The organism is Amycolatopsis sp. NPDC114504, assembly GCF_055633595.1.
In genome coordinates this window covers 1,081,148-1,102,194 of the sequence record NZ_JBVKDU010000006.1, presented here as the reverse complement: position 1 = coordinate 1,102,194, position 21,047 = coordinate 1,081,148, and the positions used below count along the sequence as shown (strand labels likewise).

Annotated in this window: 19 protein-coding genes and 1 tRNA gene; 12 read left to right on the top strand and 8 right to left on the bottom strand. The window is 70.6% G+C overall.

Features of this window, described 5'->3' with window-relative positions:
* Positions 1 to 7 precede the first annotated feature (7 nt).
* Complete coding sequence (locus tag ACZ7PG_RS46805) at positions 8 to 433, top strand: acyl-CoA thioesterase (RefSeq protein ID WP_470245671.1); 426 nt, start codon at positions 8 to 10, stop codon at positions 431 to 433.
* Positions 434 to 502: 69 nt separating this feature from the next.
* Here the strand turns inward: ACZ7PG_RS46805 and glnA are convergent, their stop codons facing one another.
* The gene (glnA, locus tag ACZ7PG_RS46800) at positions 503 to 1,927 is read right to left on the bottom strand and encodes a type I glutamate--ammonia ligase (RefSeq protein ID WP_470245670.1); all 1,425 of its coding nucleotides are present in this window, start codon (positions 1,925 to 1,927) and stop codon (positions 503 to 505) included.
* Positions 1,928 to 2,196: 269 nt separating this feature from the next.
* Here glnA and ACZ7PG_RS46795 point away from each other — a divergent pair, with 269 nt between their 5' ends.
* Positions 2,197 to 2,586: an RDD family protein gene (locus tag ACZ7PG_RS46795; RefSeq protein WP_470245706.1), complete on the top strand. Its 390-nt coding sequence runs from the start codon at positions 2,197 to 2,199 to the stop codon at positions 2,584 to 2,586.
* A gap of 56 nt (positions 2,587 to 2,642) precedes the next feature.
* On the opposite strand, the gene ACZ7PG_RS46790 is transcribed toward ACZ7PG_RS46795, so the two are convergent.
* Complete coding sequence (locus ACZ7PG_RS46790) at positions 2,643 to 3,371, bottom strand: DUF4191 domain-containing protein (protein ID WP_470245669.1); 729 nt, start codon at positions 3,369 to 3,371, stop codon at positions 2,643 to 2,645.
* A 56-nt stretch (positions 3,372 to 3,427) separates the two neighbouring features.
* Here ACZ7PG_RS46790 and ACZ7PG_RS46785 point away from each other — a divergent pair, with 56 nt between their 5' ends.
* The 6 genes from ACZ7PG_RS46785 (at position 3,428) to ACZ7PG_RS46760 (ending at position 8,445) form a co-directional block, all read left to right on the top strand.
* On the top strand, positions 3,428 to 5,518 hold the full coding sequence (locus ACZ7PG_RS46785; protein WP_470245668.1) for an ATP-dependent DNA helicase UvrD2: 2,091 nt from the start codon (positions 3,428 to 3,430) through the stop codon (positions 5,516 to 5,518).
* A 406-nt stretch (positions 5,519 to 5,924) separates the two neighbouring features.
* Positions 5,925 to 6,182, top strand: coding sequence for a hypothetical protein (locus tag ACZ7PG_RS46780; RefSeq protein ID WP_470245667.1), 258 nt, complete (start codon positions 5,925 to 5,927; stop codon positions 6,180 to 6,182).
* A 152-nt stretch (positions 6,183 to 6,334) separates the two neighbouring features.
* Positions 6,335 to 6,691, top strand: a complete 357-nt coding sequence (locus ACZ7PG_RS46775) for a WhiB family transcriptional regulator (RefSeq protein WP_470245666.1) — start codon at positions 6,335 to 6,337, stop codon at positions 6,689 to 6,691.
* Entirely contained in the window at positions 6,688 to 6,945 is a 258-nt protein-coding gene (locus ACZ7PG_RS46770) for a hypothetical protein (RefSeq protein ID WP_470245665.1), read from the top strand. The genes ACZ7PG_RS46775 and ACZ7PG_RS46770 overlap by 4 nt, the downstream gene beginning before the upstream one ends.
* Positions 6,946 to 7,390: 445 nt before the next feature.
* Positions 7,391 to 8,263, top strand: a complete 873-nt coding sequence (locus ACZ7PG_RS46765) for a class I SAM-dependent methyltransferase (protein ID WP_470245664.1) — start codon at positions 7,391 to 7,393, stop codon at positions 8,261 to 8,263.
* Positions 8,260 to 8,445, top strand: coding sequence for a hypothetical protein (locus ACZ7PG_RS46760; RefSeq protein ID WP_470245663.1), 186 nt, complete (start codon positions 8,260 to 8,262; stop codon positions 8,443 to 8,445). Before ACZ7PG_RS46765 ends, ACZ7PG_RS46760 begins: the two co-directional genes overlap by 4 nt.
* A gap of 40 nt (positions 8,446 to 8,485) precedes the next feature.
* Here ACZ7PG_RS46760 and ACZ7PG_RS46755 read toward each other — a convergent pair whose 3' ends face one another.
* The 3 genes from ACZ7PG_RS46755 to ACZ7PG_RS46745 form a co-directional block, all read right to left on the bottom strand.
* A complete protein-coding gene (locus tag ACZ7PG_RS46755; protein WP_470245705.1) occupies positions 8,486 to 9,370 on the bottom strand; it encodes a hypothetical protein in 885 nt (294 codons plus the stop codon).
* A 162-nt stretch (positions 9,371 to 9,532) separates the two neighbouring features.
* Positions 9,533 to 10,873, bottom strand: a complete 1,341-nt coding sequence (locus ACZ7PG_RS46750) for an ABC1 kinase family protein (protein WP_470245662.1) — start codon at positions 10,871 to 10,873, stop codon at positions 9,533 to 9,535.
* A 60-nt stretch (positions 10,874 to 10,933) separates the two neighbouring features.
* Positions 10,934 to 11,980, bottom strand: a complete 1,047-nt coding sequence (locus tag ACZ7PG_RS46745) for a ThiF family adenylyltransferase (protein WP_470245661.1) — start codon at positions 11,978 to 11,980, stop codon at positions 10,934 to 10,936.
* A 230-nt stretch (positions 11,981 to 12,210) separates the two neighbouring features.
* On the opposite strand from ACZ7PG_RS46745, the gene ACZ7PG_RS46740 reads away from it, so the two are divergent.
* A complete protein-coding gene (locus ACZ7PG_RS46740) occupies positions 12,211 to 12,720 on the top strand; it encodes a M48 metallopeptidase family protein (protein ID WP_470245660.1) in 510 nt (169 codons plus the stop codon).
* 317 nt (positions 12,721 to 13,037) lie between these two features.
* Here the strand turns inward: ACZ7PG_RS46740 and ACZ7PG_RS46735 are convergent, their stop codons facing one another.
* Positions 13,038 to 14,411 (bottom strand): zinc-dependent metalloprotease, encoded by a 1,374-nt coding sequence (locus ACZ7PG_RS46735; RefSeq protein WP_470245659.1) that lies wholly within the window; start codon positions 14,409 to 14,411, stop codon positions 13,038 to 13,040.
* A gap of 91 nt (positions 14,412 to 14,502) precedes the next feature.
* Here ACZ7PG_RS46735 and ACZ7PG_RS46730 point away from each other — a divergent pair, with 91 nt between their 5' ends.
* Positions 14,503 to 15,609 carry a YlbL family protein gene (locus ACZ7PG_RS46730; protein ID WP_470245658.1) on the top strand — a complete coding sequence of 369 codons (1,107 nt, stop codon included), beginning with the start codon at positions 14,503 to 14,505 and terminating at the stop codon, positions 15,607 to 15,609.
* Here the strand turns inward: ACZ7PG_RS46730 and ACZ7PG_RS46725 are convergent.
* The gene (locus tag ACZ7PG_RS46725; RefSeq protein WP_470245657.1) at positions 15,606 to 16,148 is read right to left on the bottom strand and encodes a PPA1309 family protein; all 543 of its coding nucleotides are present in this window, start codon (positions 16,146 to 16,148) and stop codon (positions 15,606 to 15,608) included. The two genes, ACZ7PG_RS46730 and ACZ7PG_RS46725, sit on opposite strands and share 4 nt — an antisense overlap.
* 150 nt (positions 16,149 to 16,298) lie before the next feature.
* On the opposite strand from ACZ7PG_RS46725, the gene ACZ7PG_RS46720 reads away from it, so the two are divergent.
* Positions 16,299 to 19,304 (top strand): UPF0182 family protein, encoded by a 3,006-nt coding sequence (locus tag ACZ7PG_RS46720; protein ID WP_470245656.1) that lies wholly within the window; start codon positions 16,299 to 16,301, stop codon positions 19,302 to 19,304.
* 67 nt (positions 19,305 to 19,371) lie between these two features.
* Positions 19,372 to 19,445: transfer RNA gene (locus tag ACZ7PG_RS46715), tRNA-Met, on the top strand.
* A gap of 129 nt (positions 19,446 to 19,574) precedes the next feature.
* On the opposite strand, the gene ACZ7PG_RS46710 is transcribed toward ACZ7PG_RS46715, so the two are convergent.
* Positions 19,575 to 20,996, bottom strand: a complete 1,422-nt coding sequence (locus ACZ7PG_RS46710) for an FAD-dependent monooxygenase (RefSeq protein ID WP_470245655.1) — start codon at positions 20,994 to 20,996, stop codon at positions 19,575 to 19,577.
* Positions 20,997 to 21,047: the final 51 nt, after the last annotated feature.

Below are 21,047 nucleotides of genomic sequence, written 5' to 3'. Positions count from 1 at the left end.
GGGGTGCGTGACTGAACGCGAGCCGTTCCGGACCCGCATCAAGGTCCGGCACTACGAGCTGGACACCCTGGGCCACCTGAACCACGCCACGTACCACTCGTACGGCGAGGTTTCGAGACTGGAGCTCCTCGAAGCGGCGGGCGCGCTGGAGGGCCTGCCGGGGGTGGCATCGGTGCTGCTGGAGACGCACGTGGTGTTCCGCCGCGAGCTGCGCGCGGGCGACGAGGTCGACGTGACGTGCGACGTCAAGTTCGGCAGCGGCAAGACGTTCTCGATGGACTCGAACATCTACAAGACCGACGGAACGCTGGCCGCGGAGATCACCTGCACGCTGGGGTTGATGGACCTGAAGATCCGCAAGCTGGTGCCGGACCCGCGCGGCCGGTTCGAAGCCGCGGGCGCGGACCTGAAGCTGATGTCGACTTCGGAGTAAACGAGAAACGCCGGCGGCGAGGGCTCTTCGCTCCTCACCGCCGGCGTGCCCAAGGGACGCGTCAGCCGATCACACGTCGTAGTACAGGGCGAACTCGTACGGGTGCGGGCGCAGCCGCAGCGGGTCGATCTCGTTTTCGCGCTTGTACGAGATCCACGTCTCGATCACGTCCGGCGTGAAGACGCCGCCCTCGAGCAGGTAGTCGTGGTCGGCCTCGAGGGTGTCCAGGACCGTGCCGAGGTCGCCCGGGACCAGCTTGACGCTCTTGGCCTCCTCGGGCGGGAGCTCGTAGAGGTCCTTGTCGATCGGGTCCGCCGGCTCGATCTTGTTCTTGATGCCGTCGAGCCCGGCCATCATCATCGCCGAGAACGCCAGGTACGGGTTGCCCGACGAGTCCGGGCAGCGGAACTCGGCGCGCTTCGCCTTCGGGTTGTTGCCCGTGATCGGGATGCGGACGCAGGCCGAGCGGTTGCGCTGCGAGTAGACCAGCGAAACCGGCGCCTCGAAGCCCGGCACCAGGCGGTGGTAGGAGTTCACCGTCGGGTTCGTGAAGGCCAGCAGGCTCGGCGCGTGCTTGAGCAGGCCGCCGATGTAGTGGCGCGCGGTGTCCGACAGGCCGGCGTAGCCCGACTCGTCGTGGAACAGCGGCTGGCCGTCCTTCCACAGCGACTGGTGGCAGTGCATGCCCGAGCCGTTGTCGCCGGCGAGCGGCTTCGGCATGAACGTCGCGGTCTTGCCCGCCGCGAACACCGTGTTCTTCACGATGTACTTGAACAGCTGCAGGTCGTCCGCCGCGTGCAGCAGCGAGTTGAACTTGTAGTTGATCTCGGTCTGGCCGGCGGTGCCCACCTCGTGGTGCGCGCGCTCGATCTCGAAACCGGTGTTCGTCAGGTTGCGGACGATCTCGTCGCGCAGGTCGGCGAAGTGGTCGACCGGCGGGACGGGGAAGTAACCGCCCTTGAACTTCGTCTTGTAGCCCTGGTTGCCACCGACCTCGTCGGCGCCGGTGTTCCACCAGCCCTCGATCGAGTCGATCTCGTGGAACGAGGCGTGCTCGGCCGAGTCGAAGCGGACCGAGTCGAAGATGTAGAACTCGGCTTCGGGGCCGAAGTAGACGTTGTCGGCGACGCCGTACTCGGAGATGTACTGCTCGGCCTTGCGCGCGATGTTGCGCGGGTCGCGGCTGTACGCCTCACGGGTGAACGGGTCGTGCACGAAGAAGTTCAGCGCGAGCGTCTTCGCCTTGCGGAACGGGTCGATCCGCGCGGTGGCCGCGTCCGGCAGGAGGAGCATGTCGGACTCGTGGATGGACTGGAAGCCGCGTACCGAGGAGCCGTCGAACGCGAGACCCTCTTCGTAGGCCTCTTCGGTGAAGGCCTTCGCGGGGACCGTGAAGTGCTGCATCACGCCGGGCAGGTCGCAGAACTGGACGTCGATGACTTCGACGTCCTCGTCGGCGATGAGGCGCTGGATGTCGTCTGGAGTAGTGGGCACCCTCGGTGACTCCTTCTCGTTCGAGCTCGTACGGCAGTGCTCTCTTCGGCTCACGCTAAAAGTGCGGTGTTGCCCGACCGTCACCCGTATGTTTCGCCGGTGTTAACGGGTGGTCGATATCGGGTATCCGACCAGGTCGGATGTGTTCCACGCCACCGGCATACCCTAGACGGGTGGCGAGATGGACCGGTGAATGGCTCCCCGGCACCGGCGAGGGCCGGCAGGACGTTGATCAGCACGAGTCGCGCTGGCCGGGCGAGAAGTTCGGTTTGCCCGAATCAGGCGTGGGCTCGGCGGCGAGCGGGGGTGCCCGGCTGCTCGGGCTGGTCGTCGACCTCGTCATCGCGGCCCTGGTCACGGCCATCTTCCTGCACCCCAGCCTGCAGGACCCGGTCGCGATGCAGAACTTCAACCTCTGGTCCGGCGGCGTGTGGGCGGTCATCTCCGTCGTGTCCGCCGGCTTCTTCGGGTTCACGCCCGGGATGGCCGCCGTCGGCATCCGGGTCGCCCGGCTCGACGGCGCCGCAGTGGTCGGCCCGCCGCGGGCGCTGGTCCGGGCGGTGCTGACGTTCGTCATCATCCCGGCGGCCGTCCGCAACGCCGACGGCCGCAGCTGGCTCGACCGGCTGACGGGCACGGTCGTCATCAGGATGCGCTGAACCCCGACGAGAAAGGCCCCGTCCGAGCCGGACGGGGCCTTCGTCGTAGGTACGGGTCAGCGACGGCGGATCGTGCGCTGGACGTTGCGCATCTTCGCGCCGGCCGGCATCGGGCCCTTCGGCATCGCCGCGCCGCGGTTGCCGAGCGCGGCCAGCTTCGCCTCCAGCGCGTCGACCTGGGCCGGCTTGAGGTTGCGCGGCAGCTTCATCAGGAAGCCCTGGAGCTTCTTCAGCGGGATCTGGCCCTCTTCGTGGCCGATCGTCACGTCGTAGATCGGGGTGTCACCGACCAGGCGGGAGACGCGCTTCTTCTCCTGCGAGAGCAGCGTCTTGACGCGGTGCGACGCGCCCTCGGCGACGAGCACCACGCCCGGGCCGCCGAGCACGCGGTGCACGGCGTCGAGCTGCGTCGTCGCGGCGACGGTCGGGGTCACCTTCCACTTGCCGCGGAGGTTCTCCAGCGCCCACGCCGCGGCGCCGGGCTGGCCGTCGGCCTTCGAGTAGACGGTCTTCTGGACGCGCCGGCCGAAGATGATCATGGCGAGCAGGCCGCCGAGGATCAGCCCCAAGGGCAGCAGCACCCACTGCGAGTCGAAGAAGAACCCGATCCCGAACGCCACGCCGGCGACGACGACGATCGACCCGACCATCCAGGGGATGAGCCACGGGTCTTCCTTGCGCTGCATCTTGAAGGCCTCGAAGAGCTGGCCACGGCGGGCCTTGCTCGCCGCGCGCTTCTCCTTCTTGGCCTGCTTGGCCGCTTCCTTGTCCTGCTGTCCCGCCATCCCACCAGGATACGGCCGCGTGCCCCTGCCCCGATTCCCCGTCCCCCTCTGCGAGGATGCCGGACGTGACTGGCGTACTTTCCCCGAAGAGCCGCACCCGTCTGCTCGATGGTCTCGACCCCGAGCAGCGCGCCGCCGCCAGTGCCCCGCGGGGGCCGGTCTGCGTGCTCGCCGGCGCCGGCACGGGCAAGACCCGCACGATCACCCACCGCATCGCCCACCTGGTCGGTTCCGGACACGTTTCCGCTGGTCAGGTGCTCGCCGTCACGTTCACGACGCGGGCCGCGGGGGAGATGCGGACCCGGCTGCGGGGCCTCGGCGTCGAAGCCGCGCAGGCCCTGACGTTCCACGCCGCGGCGCGCCGTCAGCTGCGCTATTTCTGGCCTCGGGTGATCGGCGACCGGCCGTGGGACCTGCTGGAGAACAAGTTCCGCTACGTCGGCCAGGCCGCGACCCGGGCCAAGCTCGGCACCGAGATCGAGGTCCTGCGCGACCTGGCGAGCGAGATCGAGTGGGCCAAGGCGTCGCTGGTCAGCCCGGACGACTACCCGGCCGTCACCGCGCGCACCCAGCGGGACATCCCGGCGCCCGCCGCGCAGATCGCCGAGGTCTACCGCAACTACGAAGAACTGAAGAACGCGGCGCAGGTGCTCGACTTCGACGACCTGTTGCTGCACACGACGGCGGTGCTCGAGGAACACGGCGTCGTCGCCGAGGAGTTCCGCGACCGCTACCGCTGCTTCGTCGTCGACGAGTACCAGGACGTCACGCCGCTGCAGCAGCGCCTGCTCGACGCGTGGCTCGGCGGCCGCGACGACCTGACCGTCGTCGGTGACGCCAACCAGACCATCTACTCCTTCGGCGGCGCGTCGCCGAAGTCGCTGTTGGAGTTCACGCGGCGCTACCCGGAGGCGACCGTCGTCCGGCTCGAGCGCGACTACCGGTCGACGCCCGAGGTCGTCTCCCTGGCGAACCGGGTCATCGGCGCCGCGCGCGGCCGGCCGGCGGGTTCGCGGCTGAAGCTGATCGGCCAGCGGCCGCCGGGCCCGGAGCCGCGCTTCGCCGAGTTCGACGACGAGGCGGTCGAGGCCGAGGCCGTCGCGCGGCGGGTGCGCGAGCTGCTGGACGGCGGCGTCGCGGCGAGCGAGATCGCGGTCCTGTACCGGGTGAACGCGCAGTCGGAGGCGTACGAGTCGGCGCTGACCGAGGCCGGCATCCCGTACCTGGTCCGCGGCGGCGAGCGGTTCTTCAACCGGACCGAGGTCCGGCAGGCGATGTCGGCGCTGCGGGCGGCGAGCGGCGACGGCAGCTCCGACCTGGTCACGACGGTGCGGTCGGTGCTCGCCCGCGTCGGGCTCACCGAGTCGCCGCCGGCGGGTGGCGCGGCCAAGGAGCGCTGGGACGCGCTCCTGGCGATCGTCGAGCTGGCCGAAGAGCTGGCCTCGACGGTCGCGGACGCGGACCTGCCGCGCTTCAACGCCGAGCTGGACCAGCGCGCCGCGGCCCAGCACCCGCCGACGGTCGAGGGTGTGACGCTGGCGTCGCTGCACGCGGCGAAGGGCCTGGAGTGGGACGCGGTGTTCCTCGTCGGCCTCGCCGAGGGCACGATGCCGATCCTGCACGCCGGCGACGACGAGGCGGCGATCGAGGAGGAGCGGCGGCTGTTCTACGTCGGCGTCACGCGGGCCCGCGAGCACCTGTGGCTGTCGTGGGCGCTGGCCCGCACGCCGGGAGCGCGGCGCAACCGGCGACGCAGCCGTTTCCTGTACGGCCTGATCCCGGAGGACCACCCGGCCGCCCGCGCGGCGCGCACCCAGCAGAAGCCGGCGACGCCGATCAAGACGCGCTGCCGCGTCTGCGGCGGGCCGCTGCTGGAGACCCTCGATGTCAAGCTGGGCCGCTGCGGGAAGTGCCCGTCCACGGTGGACGAGGGGCTGCTGGAACGCCTGAAGACCTGGCGCGGTGACCGGGCCCGCGAGCTGAAGGTGCCGGCGTTCGTGGTGTTCACGGACGCGACGCTGATGGCCATCGCCGAGCAGCGCCCGGCCGACGAGGCGGCGCTGGTGTCGATCTCGGGGATCGGCGCGACGAAGCTCGACCGGTTCGGCGCGGAGATCCTCGGCGTCGTGCGCGCGTCGGCGGAGTAGTGACGGGCTGAGGTCTGTCCGCGTCGAGGCTGGGGCGCGTCCGGGCTGGGGCGGCTGCTCGATCGGGTCTCGGCCTGGCGGCCGCGGCTAGTCTCGCGGCTCGCGCGGACTGGCTGCTGGTGCGTCTCGGCCGGTGCGGTCGTGCTCGCTTCACTCGTGTGGCGGTGTCGCGGCGATGCGCTGTTGACCGCGTCCGAGCCATGATCGACGCGGCGAACCCGCTGCTCAGGGGCGATCTTCGTAACTTCGAGGATTTTCCTGTTAATTAAGTTGCCCCGGTGTGGTGGGGGGCAATAACCTGCCAGTACCGAGCCCGAAGGGCTCGCCTGGGGATCCACGAGTAGAGCCACGACCGACGTGCCGCCTGGCGGCCCGTGTGCAGAGTACAGAAGGAGGTGCCGGTGAAATGATCAACACCATGACGCTCACGAATCCGGGCACCCGTCTGTCCTGCGCCGCGAAAGTCCCGGCCACTCAGCGCCCCGGCACCGCTGTGCCCGTGAGCGTGCACGAGACCCAGGCCATGCGTCGCGTCGAGCGGCGCTGGGCCACCGGTGACGTCGTCTTCGGGACGCAGGGCGTTCTCGCCGCGTACCCGCAGGCTGATCTGTCGACCATCAAGCAGTTCCGTGTTCCGTTGTCGTTACGGGAGCGAAGTTCCTGACCTAAGTCAGGACTAGAGGCTCACGAAGGCCGCGGAACCGGAAAACCCGGATCCGCGGCCTTCGTGTTTTTGGCTGCACAACCCCAAGAGGACCAGCATTGCCCAGCTCCATCTCCCAACCGAAAACCCGTACGACACAAGGAGGAACTGCCATGTCTTCGGCCATCGCCTACACCTCGGGTGAGGCAATATTCGCCGACCTGCTCGACCCCATCGCCGTGCCGGACGCGGCTCTGCCCTGCCGTTCGGGCGACGCGGACCTGTGGTTCGCCGAGTCCCCGGCCGAGCTCGAGCGCGCGAAGGCGCAGTGCACCGACTGCCCGGTGCGCGAGGCCTGCCTGGCGGGCGCACTGGCTCGTCGCGAGCCGTGGGGCGTCTGGGGCGGCGAGATCTTCGAGCGCGGCGCCGTCATCGCGCGCAAGCGGCCCCGCGGCCGTCCGCGCAAGAACGCCGTCGTCGAGCCCGCCGCGGCCAAGGCCACCGGCGACCACCGGAGCGCCGCCGCATGAGCGTCGAACCGGTCACCACGAAGGACCACGAAGCGCGGATGTGCGGTCCGCAACTGCAGTTGACGAAGACCGAGATCGAGGAGATCAGCGAGATGTTGCTTTACGAAGAACTGTCCAGGGCCCGAATACGGGATCTGGAAGAGGGGGTCCGCGCCCAGCGGGCCCGAGGTAGCGCGCGTGCGATCCGCCGGTGGACGCGAGTAGCCCGATGGGCGTCTCGCCGGGCGGAGCGGTACGAGCTGGACCAGAACTGAGCGCAGGCCCCTGCCGCCCCTCGGGGCGGCGGGGGCCTTTGTGCTGGTCAGCGGGCGGCCGGGGGTGCTGGTCGGGGCGCCGGGTTGCGCTCGGGTGGACGCTGGCCGCGACTCGTGGCTCGCCGAAGTGCGAGCTTGGCCGGGTGCGCCGGAGTGCGTGCTGGCCGGAACTCGCTGGACTGCACGTTGGCCGGGCGCTCGCTGGAGTGCGCGCCTGGCCGAGACTTGCTGGATTGCGCGCTTCGCCGGGTGCGTGCTGGCCGAGGCTCGCAGGAGTGGGTGCTTCGCCGAGTGCACGCTTGGCCGGGTGCTTGCCTCGCGGCGGGGCTGCCTGGGCTCGCCGAGGCGGAGTACCGGGCTGCCAGTGAGCGCTGACCTGCGGGTATGGGTTCGGTGGCCTCCTTCGGGTGCTGTTCGGTTGCTTCTCCTGGTGTTGAATGGGGTGATGTCCGTACACACCCACGACGACATCGACTGGGCGGATCGGCTCGCTCAGCTGCGCATGGCCGACTCGCTTGATGCCGGTGCGCTCGCGCCCGTCGCGGGGCGGCTGCTCGGGCTTCTGCCCGCGCGGCCGATCCTGCTCGATGTCGGGTGTGGGGCCGGTGGGATGAGCGTGCTCTTCGCGCGTGAGCTTGCCCGTCGGGACGGGGGCACCATCGTGCTCCTCGATGCCACCTCCGCGCTGCTGGCCGAGGCTCGTCGGGGCGTGACCGAGGCCGCCGGGACGAGTGTCGAGGTTGTCGGCGTGCATGGGGACCTCGCCGATCCGCGGTTGGCCGAACGGGTGCCCGTCGCTGATCTCGTGTGGGCCTCGGGCGTCGTGCACCACGTCGGTGATCAGCAGGCCGCCTTGTGCTCTCTCGCTCGCTTGCTGCGGCCCGGTGGAGTCCTCGCCATCGGCGAGGGCGGGCTCGAAATGCGGTGCCTCCCTTGGGATGTCGGGGTGGGGCGGCCCGGACTGGAACAACGGCTGCTCGCCGCGCGGGCCGAGTGGTTCGCCGGGATGCGGGCCGGGCTTCCGGGCAGCGTCGCCATGCCCTACGGCTGGCCGCGCGCTCTTCGCGAGGCCGGGCTCGAGGACGTCGAGTCGTTCGGTGCGCTCATCGATCACCCCATGCCGGGGTCGGACCTGCTGCGCGAGTACGTCGTGCATCGCGTCGGGTGGCTCGCCGAGTCGGCCGGGGACCGGCTCGATGCCGATGATCGCGCGGCCGTCGCCGCTCTGACCGATCCGGACGGCCCGGACTTTCTTGCCCGCCGGGACGATCTGTTCCTCTTCGGTGCCAAGGCGATCCACTGTGGACGGTTGCCGTGAGCGCGCCGGAGCCGGTCGCGTGCACGCGCTGCGGGCGTACCCGCGGCGCCGACGAGGCCCCGGCCACCGCGCTCGCCTGGGTGTCCAGCCGCGAGCGGGGCTCGCTGCGGTGGCTGTGCCCCGACTGCGCGCGGCAGCACGTGCGCGACATCGAGGGCAAGCTTCCCGACGAATACTGGTGATCGATCCGCGCTCCCGGCGGCGCACGACTTGGTGAGGCTGTCATGCCGCATCGCCGACATGGGTCATCGGCACCGCACGGACCTTCGGACGCGGGGTTCGGGAGGCCTCGCCGAAGGCCAGGGCCAGTTCTCGCGCCACCTCGTGCGGGACCTGACGTAGCTGGCGGACCGTGCAGCGGACCAGGACGATCCCCGTCGCCGCCAATGCCAGGTGCGAGAAACCGCCGGTGCCGGGGCCGCAGCGGTACTGCCAGGCCAGGCCGATCTCGTCCCACCACCCGTCCGCCTCGCCGATACGCCGGCCCCGGCGGTCGCAGATCGTCACGTCCCAGTTCGGCGGTGGGAGGCGTGCCGTGTCCAGGACCCGCGTGGCCAGGCCGTGGGCCTGGATCGGGCCCTCGTCCAGCTCGCCGAGCACCTTCCGGACCGCGGCCGTGCCGCGCTGGGGTCCGTCGGCCAGCTCCGTCAGCAGCTCCTGCCGGTCGCACAGACCCCAGTAGAGCGGGAGCGTCAGCAGGTGGCGGATGCGCGCCGGGTCGGGCTCGGACCTCGCCAGGTCGAGCGCCGCCCGGGACGGCGGTGCGAACGGCAGTCCGTCGACCACCGTCGGCGCCGGCAGCCGGGCGGTGCGGGCCGCGCTGACCCCTTCGCAGGACGCCACGCGGCAGTGGTCGGGCACCAGCAGCCGGATCTCGTCGTCCGCCGGGCACTTCACGCCGTGGGCCTGCAGTGCGTCGGCGCCGGTGATCACCACCCTCGGCCCGTAGCGCACCAATGCGGCATGCAGCAGCTGCAGCCGCGTCGGGGCGCTGTTGCGCAGCAGGACGACACCGGGGTGCAGGCGGCGCCACGGCCCGCCGGGGCCGCAGAGCCGCCGGGTTCTTCGGTCGGACACCCCGGCCTTGCGCAGCTGTTCGAGGTTCATCACCTCGCACGAGCCGGGGTTACCGAGGGCCAGCGGATCAGTGCGTTGAGTAGCAGCCATGAATCGAGCATGAGGGCTCGGCCAACCGGGTGGAACCCCGTCTCCCGCAGCTGTGGACAACTCGCCGGAATCCGTCCGTTCGCGGACCGGCCTGTGGACAACTCAGGTGGCGAAACCGGGCTGCCAGCGCTCCACGATGCCGCGTGCCGGGATCTCCGCGTCGAGCTGGCACAGGATGCCCGTCGACCCCGCCGTCACCCGGTGGATCATCAGGTACTCGGGCGGCAGGTTGAGCGACCGTCCGACCCGGAAGTCGTTGCCGCGGCTGTCGCCGACCCGCCACGCCTGCCGCTGCATCCACTTGCGCGTGAAGTGGAACGTCGGCTCGGCCAGCGGCTCGGTGAACGGCGCCAGGTACGAGAGGACCTCGTCCGCCGTCAGGTCGCTGTCCGGCCGGATGAAGCGGTTCTCCCGCAGCAGGCGCATCAGGTCGGCGGACTCGCCATCGAGGGCCAGCCTCGTCATCTCGCCCAGGTGGCGGGGGATGCCGTCGGGCAGCCGGGCCACTCCGCCGAAGTCGATGACGCACAGCCTGTCGTCGCCGGTGATCATGAAGTTGCCCGGGTGCGGGTCCGAGTGCAGCAGGTGGACGCGCTCGGGGGACGAGTAGTGGAACTCCGTCAGCAGCCGGCCCGCGAGGTTCCGCGTCTCGCGGTCGCCGTCCGCGATGACCTTCGACAGCGGCGTGCCGGTCACCCACTCCGTCACGACGACCTTGGGTGCACTGGCCACCACCCGCGGCACCAGGATGCCGGGATCACCCTCGAACGCCTTCGCGAAGGCGCGCTGGTGCTGGGCCTCGGCCTGGTAGTCGAGCTCCTCGTTCATGCGCTCGGCCAGCTCGGCCAGCAGCGGCTTGACCTCCGTGCCGGGCACGAACGCCTGGAACAGCCTGCTGAACCGCTGCAGCTGCCGCAGGTCGCTGCGCAACGCCTCGTCGGCGCCCGGGTACTGCACCTTGACCGCGACCTCGCGGCCGTCGTGCCAGACCGCGCGGTGCACCTGGCCGATGCTCGCGGCCGCCGCCGGCTCGTCGTCGAACGAGGCGAACCGGCTGCTCCACGTGCGCCCCAGCTGCTCGGCGAGCACGCGGTGGGTCTGCCGGACCGCCATCGGCGGCGCCGCGGCCTGCAGCTTCGTCAGCGCCTCGCGGTACGGCTTCGCCATGTCGTCCGGCACCGCCGCCTCGAACACGCTCAGCGCCTGGCCGAACTTCATCGCCCCGCCCTTGAGCGTGCCGAGCACCTCGAACAGCTGCTCGGCGGCTTTCGCCGAGAGCGTCGCGTTGACCTGCTCCGCGCTTTGCCCAGCCAGTCGCTTGCCCCACCCACCGACCGCCCGGCCGGCGATCCCGAGCGGCAGACTGGCGAGCTTGGCGGTACGGGCGGCACCCTTGCGCGGCATCGCGGGATCACGATCGCCTGGGTCGCGGAAGTCGGTCACCCCCGCGATTCTGCCTTGCGTCCTCGGCGGCGCGCAGCCTGCTCACGACGTCTTAGTGGCCTACGTCTCCTGTTGTGGTGCCGGAGCGCCGCAACCGCACCTCGGGTGCGGGGGCCAGCCGCGGTGGCGGATGCGGCCGTCGAAGGCGTCGATCTCGAGGGTCGCGTTCCACGCAGGCGGCGCCGGCGTGGCGGGAGAGAGCAGCCGCATGGCCTGCGCGACGGCCAGCGACGCGCAGGCGTGGACGGCGCCGAGGTCGGGCCGCTGGTGCCGGCCGGTCAGCTGCCCGGCGACGCGGGGCCAGCACGGGTCGAGGTCGGTCCGGTGCAGGTCAGCGCAGCGAAGGCACGAACTGCGGCCCGGGACGACCAGCGGCCCGACGATGCCCGTCCCGTCGCGGACGCGGACGGCCATGTGCGGGACGCCGTCCTCCATCAGCGCGGTGACGACCTCCGGTGCGGGGACGACGGCGTCAGTGAGCAGCGCCAGGTCCGGGTACCGGTCGTGCAGGCGGGTGACGCGGACCTCGGGATCGACGCGGCGGAGCAGGTCGCCGAGGGCTTGGCGCCGGGACCGGCCCAGGTCGGCTCCGGTGAAGCCGGTGCCCAGGTCGTGCTCGGTCACGGTGCCGCGCAGCTCCAGCTCGACGTGCCCGATCCCGGCGTTGGCCAGCAGCACGGCGACCGCGACCGCCACCCGGCCATCGCCGTGCACCGTGACCGCTGTGGCGCGGCGCCGGTCGCTCAGTGCGGTCTGGTAGTGGTGAGCCCGCAGGGACCAGAAGCCGGTTTCGCCGCGGAGCCCCGGACCGTCCGGGCGGCCCGCGTCGGTGACCAGGCCGAGCGCGGCCAGCTGCCGGAGGAGCGTCCGCAGCTGGTCGCGGTGTTCGCTCTCGGCGAGCAACAGCCGCTCGACGGGCTTGCTGCCGTCGAGTTTTCGCAGTCGCGCGACGAGGCCGGGTGGCAGGCCTTCGACGATCACGCCGTGGCGCGGGTCGAGCCCGAGCTGGATTTCGCGCGGGCCGCGTTCGAGCACCGTGATGCCCGGGAGCAGGGCGGGATGGGCCGGCAGGAGCACCGGAGGCATGTCCGCGGTGGAGAGGATCATGTCCGGAGGATGGCACCCGGCGGCGACGATCGAGCCCGGGAAGGCGTCGGATCGGCCGAGTTGTCCACAAGTGAAGAGGCCTGTGGACAACTCGGCTCTGTGACCTCAACGCGCTCGGAGTTGTCGGTGCCGGGCCTTACCGTTGTCGAGTGGTCGAAGCACAGATGCCCTCCCTGAGAGGCCGGGGGGAAACGAGCCCCCTGTCGGACACACCTGAACACAAGGTCGAAGTGCGGCGCAGCCAGCGCAGGCACCGGACGGTCACCGCGTATTGGAAGGACGACACGCTCATCGTCCTCATCCCCGCGCGCATGACCAGGGCGGAGGAGAAACACTGGGTCGCCGAGATGGAGCGCAAGCTGCAGCGCTCGGAACCACGTCGGCCGGCGCCCCCGAAGACGTCGGACGATGCCCTGCTGGCGCGCTGTGCGCTGCTGTCGGGCAAGTACCTGGGCGGCAACGCGGTGCCGGCGAGCGTCCGCTGGGTGCAGCCGATGCGCACGCGGTGGGCGTCCTGCACACCGGTCGACGCGACCATCCGGGTCAGTGACCGGCTGCGGAAGGTCCCGCCGTGGGTGCTGGACTACGTGCTGGTGCACGAGCTGGCGCACCTGCGCGAGCCCGGGCACGACGCGGCGTTCTGGGCCTTGGTGCGGAAGTACCCGAAGACGGAACGCGCGATGGGATACCTCGAAGGTCTGGCGGCCGCCGCCGGCTGGGGGATCGACACCGAGTGCTGAGCGGGTGACGTGACCGGGGCGGTCCGCTGCGGCGGGCCGCCCCGGCTGCGTGGACGGGCGGTCCGAGAGGCCGCATGCCTGGTCGGTCGGCGTACCGGGACGGTCGGCTTGCGTGCCTGGAGGGGCATCACGCGTGATCAGAGAGGCATCACGCGTGTCTGGAGGGGCATCACGCGTGATTGGGTGGACGACACGCGTGATTGGAGGGTCGACTCGCGTGATTGGGCGGACGACACGCGTGCCTGGGTGGACGACACGGGCGGTGGGACGGGAACGGGCGCCTCGCGGAGCGAGGCGCCCGTTCTGCCGAACTGGGTTCAGCTGCGGCCTTCGCCGTCGCTTTCGTCCGAGTCCGGAGGGGTCTCCTTGGCCTTCTCGTCGCGCTTGGAACTCTCCGACTGCGCCGTGCGCTCCAGCTCGGCGATCGGGTCCAGGTCGTCGAGGGAACCCGTCTCGCCGACGCGGTCCGCGAAGTCGATCGGCTCGTCCAGGTCCTCGGCCGTCGGCATCAGGTCCGGGTGGGACCACAGGCCGTCGCGCTTCTCCAGGCCGTGACGGTCGCCGACCAGCTTCCACAGGTTCGACGCGTCCCTCATGCGGCGGGGGCGCAGCTCTAGGCCGACCAGCGTGGCGAACGTCTGTTCGGCCGGGCCGCCCGTCGCGCGGCGGCGGCGCAGGGTCTCGCGCAGCGCGTCCGCTCCCGGGAGGCGGTCGCCGACCGCGTCGGCCACCACCACGTCGACCCAGCCCTCGACCAGGGCGAGCAGCGTCTCCAGGCGCCTGAGCGCCGCCTTCTGCTCGTCGGTCGTCTGGGGTTCCAGCAGCCCGGACGACATCGCCTCTTCGATGCTCGCCGGGTTGGCCGGGTCGATCCGGCCGGCCAGCGACTCGAGGGCCGACGTGTCCACCGAGATGCCGTGTGCGAACTCCTCGACCGTCGCCAGCAGGCGCTGCCGCAGCCACGGCACGTGTGTGAACAGCCGCTGGTGCGCGGCCTCGCGCGCGGCCAGGAACACCAGGATCTCGCTGTTCGGCAGCTCCAGGCCCTCGGCGAACTTCTCGATGTTCGCCGGCAGCAGCGCCGACGTCCCGGCCGGGGCCAGGGGCAGGCCGATCTCGGACGCCGTCAGCATCTCCTGGGCGAGCTGCGCCAGCGCCTGGCCGAGCTGGGACCCGAAGGCCATCCCGCCCATCTGCCCCATCATCTGCAGCAGCGGGCCGGCGGCTTCCTTGGCCTCCGCGGGCAGCGCCTCCATCCAGGCGCCGGACACCTGGCGGGCGACCGGGTCGCAGAGCCGCTGCCACGTCGGCAGTGTCTTCTCCACCCAGGTGCGCGGCGACCAGGCGACCGCCGACGTCGCGCCGGCCGGGAACTGGGTGCCCGCGTCCAGCCACAGCTCGGCGAGGTGGGCGGCGTCGCGGACCGCGGCGTTCGAGTCGTCGCCACCGGAGAATCCGAGGCGGCTTTCGCCGGTGTTGCCGGCGCTGCCCAGGCTCTGGAGGGCGATCTGCTTGGCGAGGTCGTAGTTCACCGGCCCGCTGGAAGTACCGGCCTGGCTGAGCATCTGGCCCAGCTGGCTCAGCATCTGCCCGAGCTGGTTGAAGGCCTCGGCACCGGATGGTTCCGAAGGCTCGTTCTCACCTCGTTTGTCGGGATCGGAAGGTCCGAAGCCGAACGGGGGTTTGCTCATGCGTCCACCGTACGCGGGTCGGGAAGCCTCAAGCGCGTCATGTGCGTGGCCTTCACCGAGAAGCGAACACGGTCACCGTACGCTGTCGGTCGTGACCAAGTCCTCCGAGCAGACCGCCCCCGCGAAGAGCAGCCCGGACCCCGGTGCCGAGGCCGGTGGTGACGCCCGGCGGATGACCCGCCGCGGCTGGACGCTGGTGGTCAGCGGCTCGCTGTTCCTCGTCTTCGTGGTGCTCGGTCTGGTCGTGCCGGTGCCGTTCGTGGCGATCAGCCCCGGCCCGACCTACGACACGCTGGGTCGCGACGCCGCGGGCAACCCGGTCATCCAGGTCACCGGTCACGAGACCCACCCGACGACCGGCGAGCTGCGGATGACGACCGTCTCGCTGCACGACGGCGTCACGCTCTTCCAGGGCCTCGGCTTCTGGGCCAGCGGCCGCTACGCGCTCGCGCCGCGCGAGGAGTACTTCAAGCCGGGCGAGACGAACGAGCAGGTCAAGCAGGAGAACATCCAGCAGCTGCAGGACTCGCAGTCGAACGCCCAGGTCGCCGCCCTGCGCAAGCTCGGCTACCCGATCAAGGTGCTGGCGAAGCAGATCGTCTCCGGCAGCCCGGCCGACCACGTGCTCGCCCCCGGCGACAAGCTGATCACGGTGAACGGCAAGAAGATCGTCGAGGCCGCCGACGTCCGCGCCGCGCTGGCCGGCACCCTGCCGGGCCAGACCGTCCAGATCACCTTCCAGTCGGACGGGCAGCCGGAGCGCACCGTGCCGCTCACGCTCGCTTCGCGCCCCGACCGCAAGGAGGGCTTCATCGGCCTCACCGCGGTCGACCGCGCCGAGGCGCCGTTCAACGTCAACATCTCCCTGCAGGACGTCGGCGGCCCGTCGGCCGGGCTGATGTTCACCCTCGCGATCATCGACCGCCTCAAGGGTGACGACATCGCGGGCGGCCGCCACATCGCCGGCACCGGCGAGATCACCGAGACCGGCGAGGTCGACCCGATCGGCGGGATCTCGTTCAAGGTGGTCGGCGCGCGCGAGGCCGGCGCCACCGACTTCCTGGTGCCCGAGCACAACTGCGCCGAGGCGAAGAGCACCGCGCCCGACGGGCTCAACCTCATCAAGGTGTCCACACTGGACGACGCGCTCGCGCAGCTGGCCAACCTGAAGGCGGGCCGCCCGACGACGTCCTGCTAGGGCAGGAGCGTCGCCTTGAGGGCCTCGAGGAGGTTCGGGGCGAGGTCGGGGCTCTCGACGATCTCGTCGATCGACTCGTCGGTGCCCTCGGCCGTCCCGATCCCGCGCAGCCGCATGACGCACGCGCCGTCGCCCTCGCGCAGGACCGCGGCCACCAGGCGGGCCTCCGTCCGCTGGGGGTGGTCGGCGGCCGCGCGGCGCAGGCTCTCCGCGTCGGCTTCCGCGACGTCCGGCAGCTCCGACTCCGAGCCCGGCGGCAGCACGATGATCTCCTGGGCGAGCGCGCACCCGATCACCAGATCGGGCCACGCGATCCGGGCCAGCGCGTCGGCGAGGTCGCCCTCGGGCAGCGCTTCCTGGGCCACCGGCGTCAGCGGGTTCGCCCGATCGAGCTGGCCCGCCAGCTCCGGCTGCTCGTCCAGCAGCGCCGCGGTCGGCACCAGCGCGAACAGCTGCGGCGGCTGGTCCCAGCCGTTCGCGGCCATGAAGTCCTCGATCTCGCGCGCGAGAGCGGCCACCCCGGCCTGCTGCGATTCCATGGGGACATCGTGTCAGGCCCCTCCGCGCGACCACGCCGCGAGTCCGATTCGGGCGGGTCCCGGGAACTTCCCACGGCATCCGTAGAGTTAGGGAATCAGGGGGCGCGAGCGCCCCTGTTCAAGTGCTGACGAATGACAGGAGCGTGCACCGTGGCGACTCGGCCCCCGGTGAGCCTGCCGAAGCTGTCCCGGCGGAGCCGGATCCTCCTCATCATCGCCGCGGTGATCGTGCTGGCGCTCCTGCTCGGAGCCCGCTTGCTCGACACGTACGTCGACTGGTTGTGGTTCGGTGAAGTGGGTGCCCGGTCGGTGTTCACCACCCAGGTGGTCACCCGCGTCATCCTGTTCTTCGCGGTCGGGTTGCTCGTCGGCGGTGCGCTCGCGGTCAGCCTGATGATCGCTTACCGCACCCGCCCGGTGTTCGTGCCGATCTCCGGCGCCGACGACCCGCTGGCCCGCTACCGGTCCGCGATCGTCGCCCGCATCCGCCTCTTCGGCATCGGGATCCCGGCGCTCACCGGCCTCATCGCCGGGCTGTCCGCCCAGGGCGACTGGCAGGTCGTGCAGCTGTTCCTCAACGGCACCTCGTTCGGCCAGACCGATCCCGAGTTCGGCAACGACGTCGGCTTCTACGCCTTCGACCTGCCGTTCTTCAACTGGCTGCTCGGCTGGCTGTTCATCACCGTCGTCATCTCCTTCTTCGGCGCGCTCATCTCGCACTACGTCTTCGGCGGCATCCGGCTGGCCGGCAAGGGCGGGCAGCTCGCCGGCCCGACCCGCGCGCAGCTCGCCATCACCGTCGGCCTCTTCGTGCTGCTGAAGGCGGCCGAGTACTTCCTCGACCGGTACAACCTGCTGCTGTCCGACCGGGGCATGCCGCTGTTCGTCGGTGCGACCTACACCGACCTGAACGCGGTCCTGCCGGCCAAGCTGATCCTGCTGTGCATCTCGGTGATCTGCGCGATCGCGTTCTTCGCCGGTGCCTTCCTGCGCAACCTGCAGCTGCCGGCGATCGCCCTGGTGCTGCTGATCCTGTCGAGCATCCTGGTCGGCGTCGCGTGGCCCGCGATCCTCGACCAGTTCTCGGTGAAGCCGAACGCGAACGAGAAGGAAGCGACGTCCATCCAGCGCAACATGGACGCCACGCGCCGCGCCTTCGGCCTCACCGACGTCCAGTACCAGCCGTACACGGGCAACGCGTCGGCCACGCCGGAGCAGCTCAAGGCCGACACCGGGACGATGTCGAACATCCGGCTGCTCGACCCGAACATCCTCTCCGACACCTTCACCCAGCGCGTCGGCCGCGAGAACTTCTACGGCTTCCCGGCCAAGCTCGACATCGACCGCTACACCGTCAGCGGCACCACGCAGGACTACATCGTCGCCGCCAAGGAGATCAAGACCGAGGGCCTGACCGGCAACCAGACCAGCTGGATCAACAAGCACCTCGTCTACACCCACGGCAACGGCTTCGTCGCCGCGCCCGCCAACACGATCGACCGCGCGGTCAAGGACGCCAACTCCGACGGCGGCTACCCGATCGCGACCACCAGCGACACGCAGAACCCGGCCGGCGCCGGTTCGCCGGCCCCGGGCCAGCCCGGCATCGAGGTCAAGGAACCCCGCATCTACTACGGGGAACTGTCCGCCGCGGACTCCGACTACGCGATCGTCGGCGGCACCACCGGCAACGCGCCCGGCGAGTACGACACCGCCACCGACCGCTACACCTACAAGGGCACCGGCGGCGTCTCGGTCGACAACTGGTTCAACCGCCTCGCCTTCGCGGCCGAGTACGGCGAACGCAACATCCTGTTCTCCGACGCCATCGGCGACAACTCGAAGATCATGTACAACCGCGACCCGCGGGAGCGCGTCAGCAAGGTCGCGCCGTGGCTGACCCTCGACGGCGACCCGTACCCCGCGGTCGTCGACGGCAAGATCCAGTGGATCATCGACGGCTACACGACGATCAACAACTTCCCGTACTCGCAGCAGACGCAGCTCGGCGCGGCCACCAACGACTCGCTCAACGGCGTCGCGCGCCAGGCCAACAGCTCGATCAACTACATCCGGAACTCGGTCAAGGCCACGGTCGACGCCTTCAACGGCACGGTCAACCTGTACTCGATCGACGACAAGGAACCGGTCCTCAACGCGTGGGAGAAGGTCTTCCCCGGGCTCGTGAAGCCGAGCTCCGAGATCTCCCCGGACCTGCGGTCGCACTTCCGCTACCCCGAGGACCTCTTCAAGATCCAGCGTGAGCTGCTGTCGCGCTACCACGTCAGCAACCCGCAGGAGTTCTACTCGCAGCAGGCGTTCTGGAGCGTCCCGCAGGACCCGACGGCCGAGGGCGGCTCCAACCCGGCCGCGGCCGGCGCGGCCAACCAGCCCGGTTACTACGTCCTCGCGGACACCCCGGGCCAGAGCAAACCGACGTTCCAGCTGACCAGCTCGCTCACCGGTCTGCAGCGGCAGTACCTCGCGTCCTGGATGTCGGTCTCCTCGGATCCGAACGACTACGGGAAGATCCGCGTTCTCCAGCTACCCAGCGCGGCGACCGGAGCCACCCAGGTCGACGGCCCGGTCCAAGTCCAGAACCGGTTCCAGAGCGATCCACGGGTGGCGCAGGACCGGACGTTGTTCAACAACCCCAACGTCATCCCGATCTACGGCAACCTGATCACGCTGCCGGTCGCGCAGGGCTTCCTGTACGTGGAGCCCGTGTACATCCGGCAGCGCAACCAGAACAGCTATCCACAGCTGGCCAGGGTGCTCGTCTCGTACGGACCGAAGGTCGGCTACGGCGCGACGCTCCAGGAAGCCCTGGATCAGATCTTCGGCGCGGGCACCGGGGAGGCGACGACCACGCCGCCTCAGGCGGGCCAGCCGACGACCACCCCGCCGACGACACCCACGACCACGCCGACCACGACGCCACCCAACACCGGGGGTGGCAACGCGGCGCTCGACAAGGCCGTGACGGACATCCAGTCGGCCATCGCGAAGCTCAAGGCGGCCCAGCAGTCCGGGAACTTCACGGACCAGGGTGCGGCTCTGGCGGCCCTGGATGCGGCGGCGAGGGAGTACGAAGCGGCCAAGACGGCGGCGCCGGGGACCAGCACTCCGCCGCCCAGTTCGCAGCCGGGAGGGTGACGTCAGTTACCTAAGTGGCACCTGCTTTGCGCCCGTCGGAAACCAGGGCGTAAGGTAGGTACTACGACGCGGGGTGGAGCAGCTCGGTAGCTCGCTGGGCTCATAACCCAGAGGTCGCAGGTTCAAATCCTGTCCCCGCTACGGATGCAGGAGGCGTGTGCCGGCAGAAAGCGCCGGCCACGCCTCCTTCGCATTTCCCCCGGGGGTCGAACCCCCGCACCCCCGCCAAGGGGGCTTCGCCGCCCCTGGACCCCCCGGTGTGCGGTTGCGTCAGTCGGTCAGCCAGCCTTCCGCGGATCCTGTTGTGCTTGCCACGTAACCGTCCGGGCGGACCAAGACCGTCGTCAGGTCGGGCCAGGGGAGTTCGGGAACCTCGGCTACGACTACCGCCGGGTGGGGTGGTGCCGCCGGGGTTTTCGTCAGCAGGACGAACTTTCCACTGTGGAACAAGTCGCTCGCGAAGCCGTTGCCCAGCTTGAAGTCCGGGAGGCGGGCGCCCGCCGCCGGGTGGGGTTCCGGCCCCTCGTAGCGGATGTCCAGGCCCGAGACCATTCCCGACAGCTTGTGCTGGACCTCCGGCAGGGCCGTCAGGTCACGGAACAGCGCGCGCAGGGCCAGCTGGTCCGGGGTCAGGGGGATCAGGGCGTTCTGGGCCGCCACGTTCTGCAGCACGCCGTTCGCCACCGCGCGGCGCTCCGTCTCGTACGTGTCCAGCAGGCCCGCCGGGGCTCGGCCGGCCAGCTCCGCCGCCAGCTTCCAGCCCAGGTTCATCGCGTCCTGGACACCCAGGTTCAGGCCCTGGCCGCCGGCCGGGAAGTGGGTGTGTGCCGCGTCGCCCGCCAGGAGCACCCGGCCCACCCGGTACTTCGCCGCCAGGCGGCTGTCGTCCGAGAACCGCGATAGCCAGCGGATCTCCTCGATTTCCGCTTCCTCGCCGAACCGTTCGCGAACCGCCGCGCGGACTTCCTCCTCCGGCACCGCGGCGCGGAGGTCGTCCGGGCGGTTCAGGCGGTCGCCGTAGCTGAGGCGGTACAGGTTCGGCTCGCCCAGCGGGATCAGGCCGATGAACTTGCCCGGGCTGAGCGACGTCACCATGTTCCCCATCGACCGCCACTCCGTCGGCGCGCCCGGCGGGGTCGCCCGGAACAGGACGTCCGCCGAGACGCCGTGGCCGCGGCCTTCGATCCCCTCGAACGGCAGGTTCAGGGCCTTGCGGACCGCGCTGCGGCCGCCGTCGCAGCCCACCAGGTACGCCGCGCGCACCCGGAGGTCGCCCGCCGTGACCGTCACGCCGGCGGCGTCCTGCTCGAAGCCGGTCAGCTCGTGGCCGCGCAGCACCTTCACGCCCTGCTCGGCCAGCCGCTCCTCCAGCGCCGCCTCGACCTGCGCCTGCGGGATGCCGACCTGGTACGGGTGCCGCGTGTCCCAGCCGGTGTAGCTCACCGGGATCACCGCGAAGTGTCCGTCCGCGACAGTCGCGAACGACCGCTGCTCCGCCCGGCCCAGCAGGCCGCGCAGCTCGAGAACCTCCGCCGTGCGCGGCTGCAGGTTCAGCGCCTTCGACAGACCCGTCCGCTCGTGCATCCGCTCGAGCACGTGAACTTCCACTCCGGCCAGTGCCAGCTCGTTCGCCAGCATCAGCCCGGTCGGTCCCGCCCCCGCGACGACCACCTCGGCACTCAGCTCGTTCATCCCCAGCTCCTTAACAACGTTAAATTGACCTGACCCGAGGATGCCCTTAAC

Coding starts and splice junctions, on each gene's coding strand:
- ACZ7PG_RS46790 (WP_470245669.1), bottom strand. CDS start 3,371: ATGGCGGGACAGCAGGACAAGGAAGCGGCCAAGCAGGCCAAGAAGGAG.
- ACZ7PG_RS46785 (WP_470245668.1), top strand. CDS start 3,428: ATGCCGGACGTGACTGGCGTACTTTCCCCGAAGAGCCGCACCCGTCTG.
- ACZ7PG_RS46780 (WP_470245667.1), top strand. CDS start 5,925: ATGATCAACACCATGACGCTCACGAATCCGGGCACCCGTCTGTCCTGC.
- ACZ7PG_RS46775 (WP_470245666.1), top strand. CDS start 6,335: ATGTCTTCGGCCATCGCCTACACCTCGGGTGAGGCAATATTCGCCGAC.
- ACZ7PG_RS46770 (WP_470245665.1), top strand. CDS start 6,688: ATGAGCGTCGAACCGGTCACCACGAAGGACCACGAAGCGCGGATGTGC.
- ACZ7PG_RS46765 (WP_470245664.1), top strand. CDS start 7,391: ATGTCCGTACACACCCACGACGACATCGACTGGGCGGATCGGCTCGCT.
- ACZ7PG_RS46755 (WP_470245705.1), bottom strand. CDS start 9,370: ATGAACCTCGAACAGCTGCGCAAGGCCGGGGTGTCCGACCGAAGAACC.
- ACZ7PG_RS46745 (WP_470245661.1), bottom strand. CDS start 11,980: ATGATCCTCTCCACCGCGGACATGCCTCCGGTGCTCCTGCCGGCCCAT.
- ACZ7PG_RS46735 (WP_470245659.1), bottom strand. CDS start 14,411: ATGAGCAAACCCCCGTTCGGCTTCGGACCTTCCGATCCCGACAAACGA.
- ACZ7PG_RS46725 (WP_470245657.1), bottom strand. CDS start 16,148: ATGGAATCGCAGCAGGCCGGGGTGGCCGCTCTCGCGCGCGAGATCGAG.
- ACZ7PG_RS46710 (WP_470245655.1), bottom strand. CDS start 20,996: ATGAACGAGCTGAGTGCCGAGGTGGTCGTCGCGGGGGCGGGACCGACC.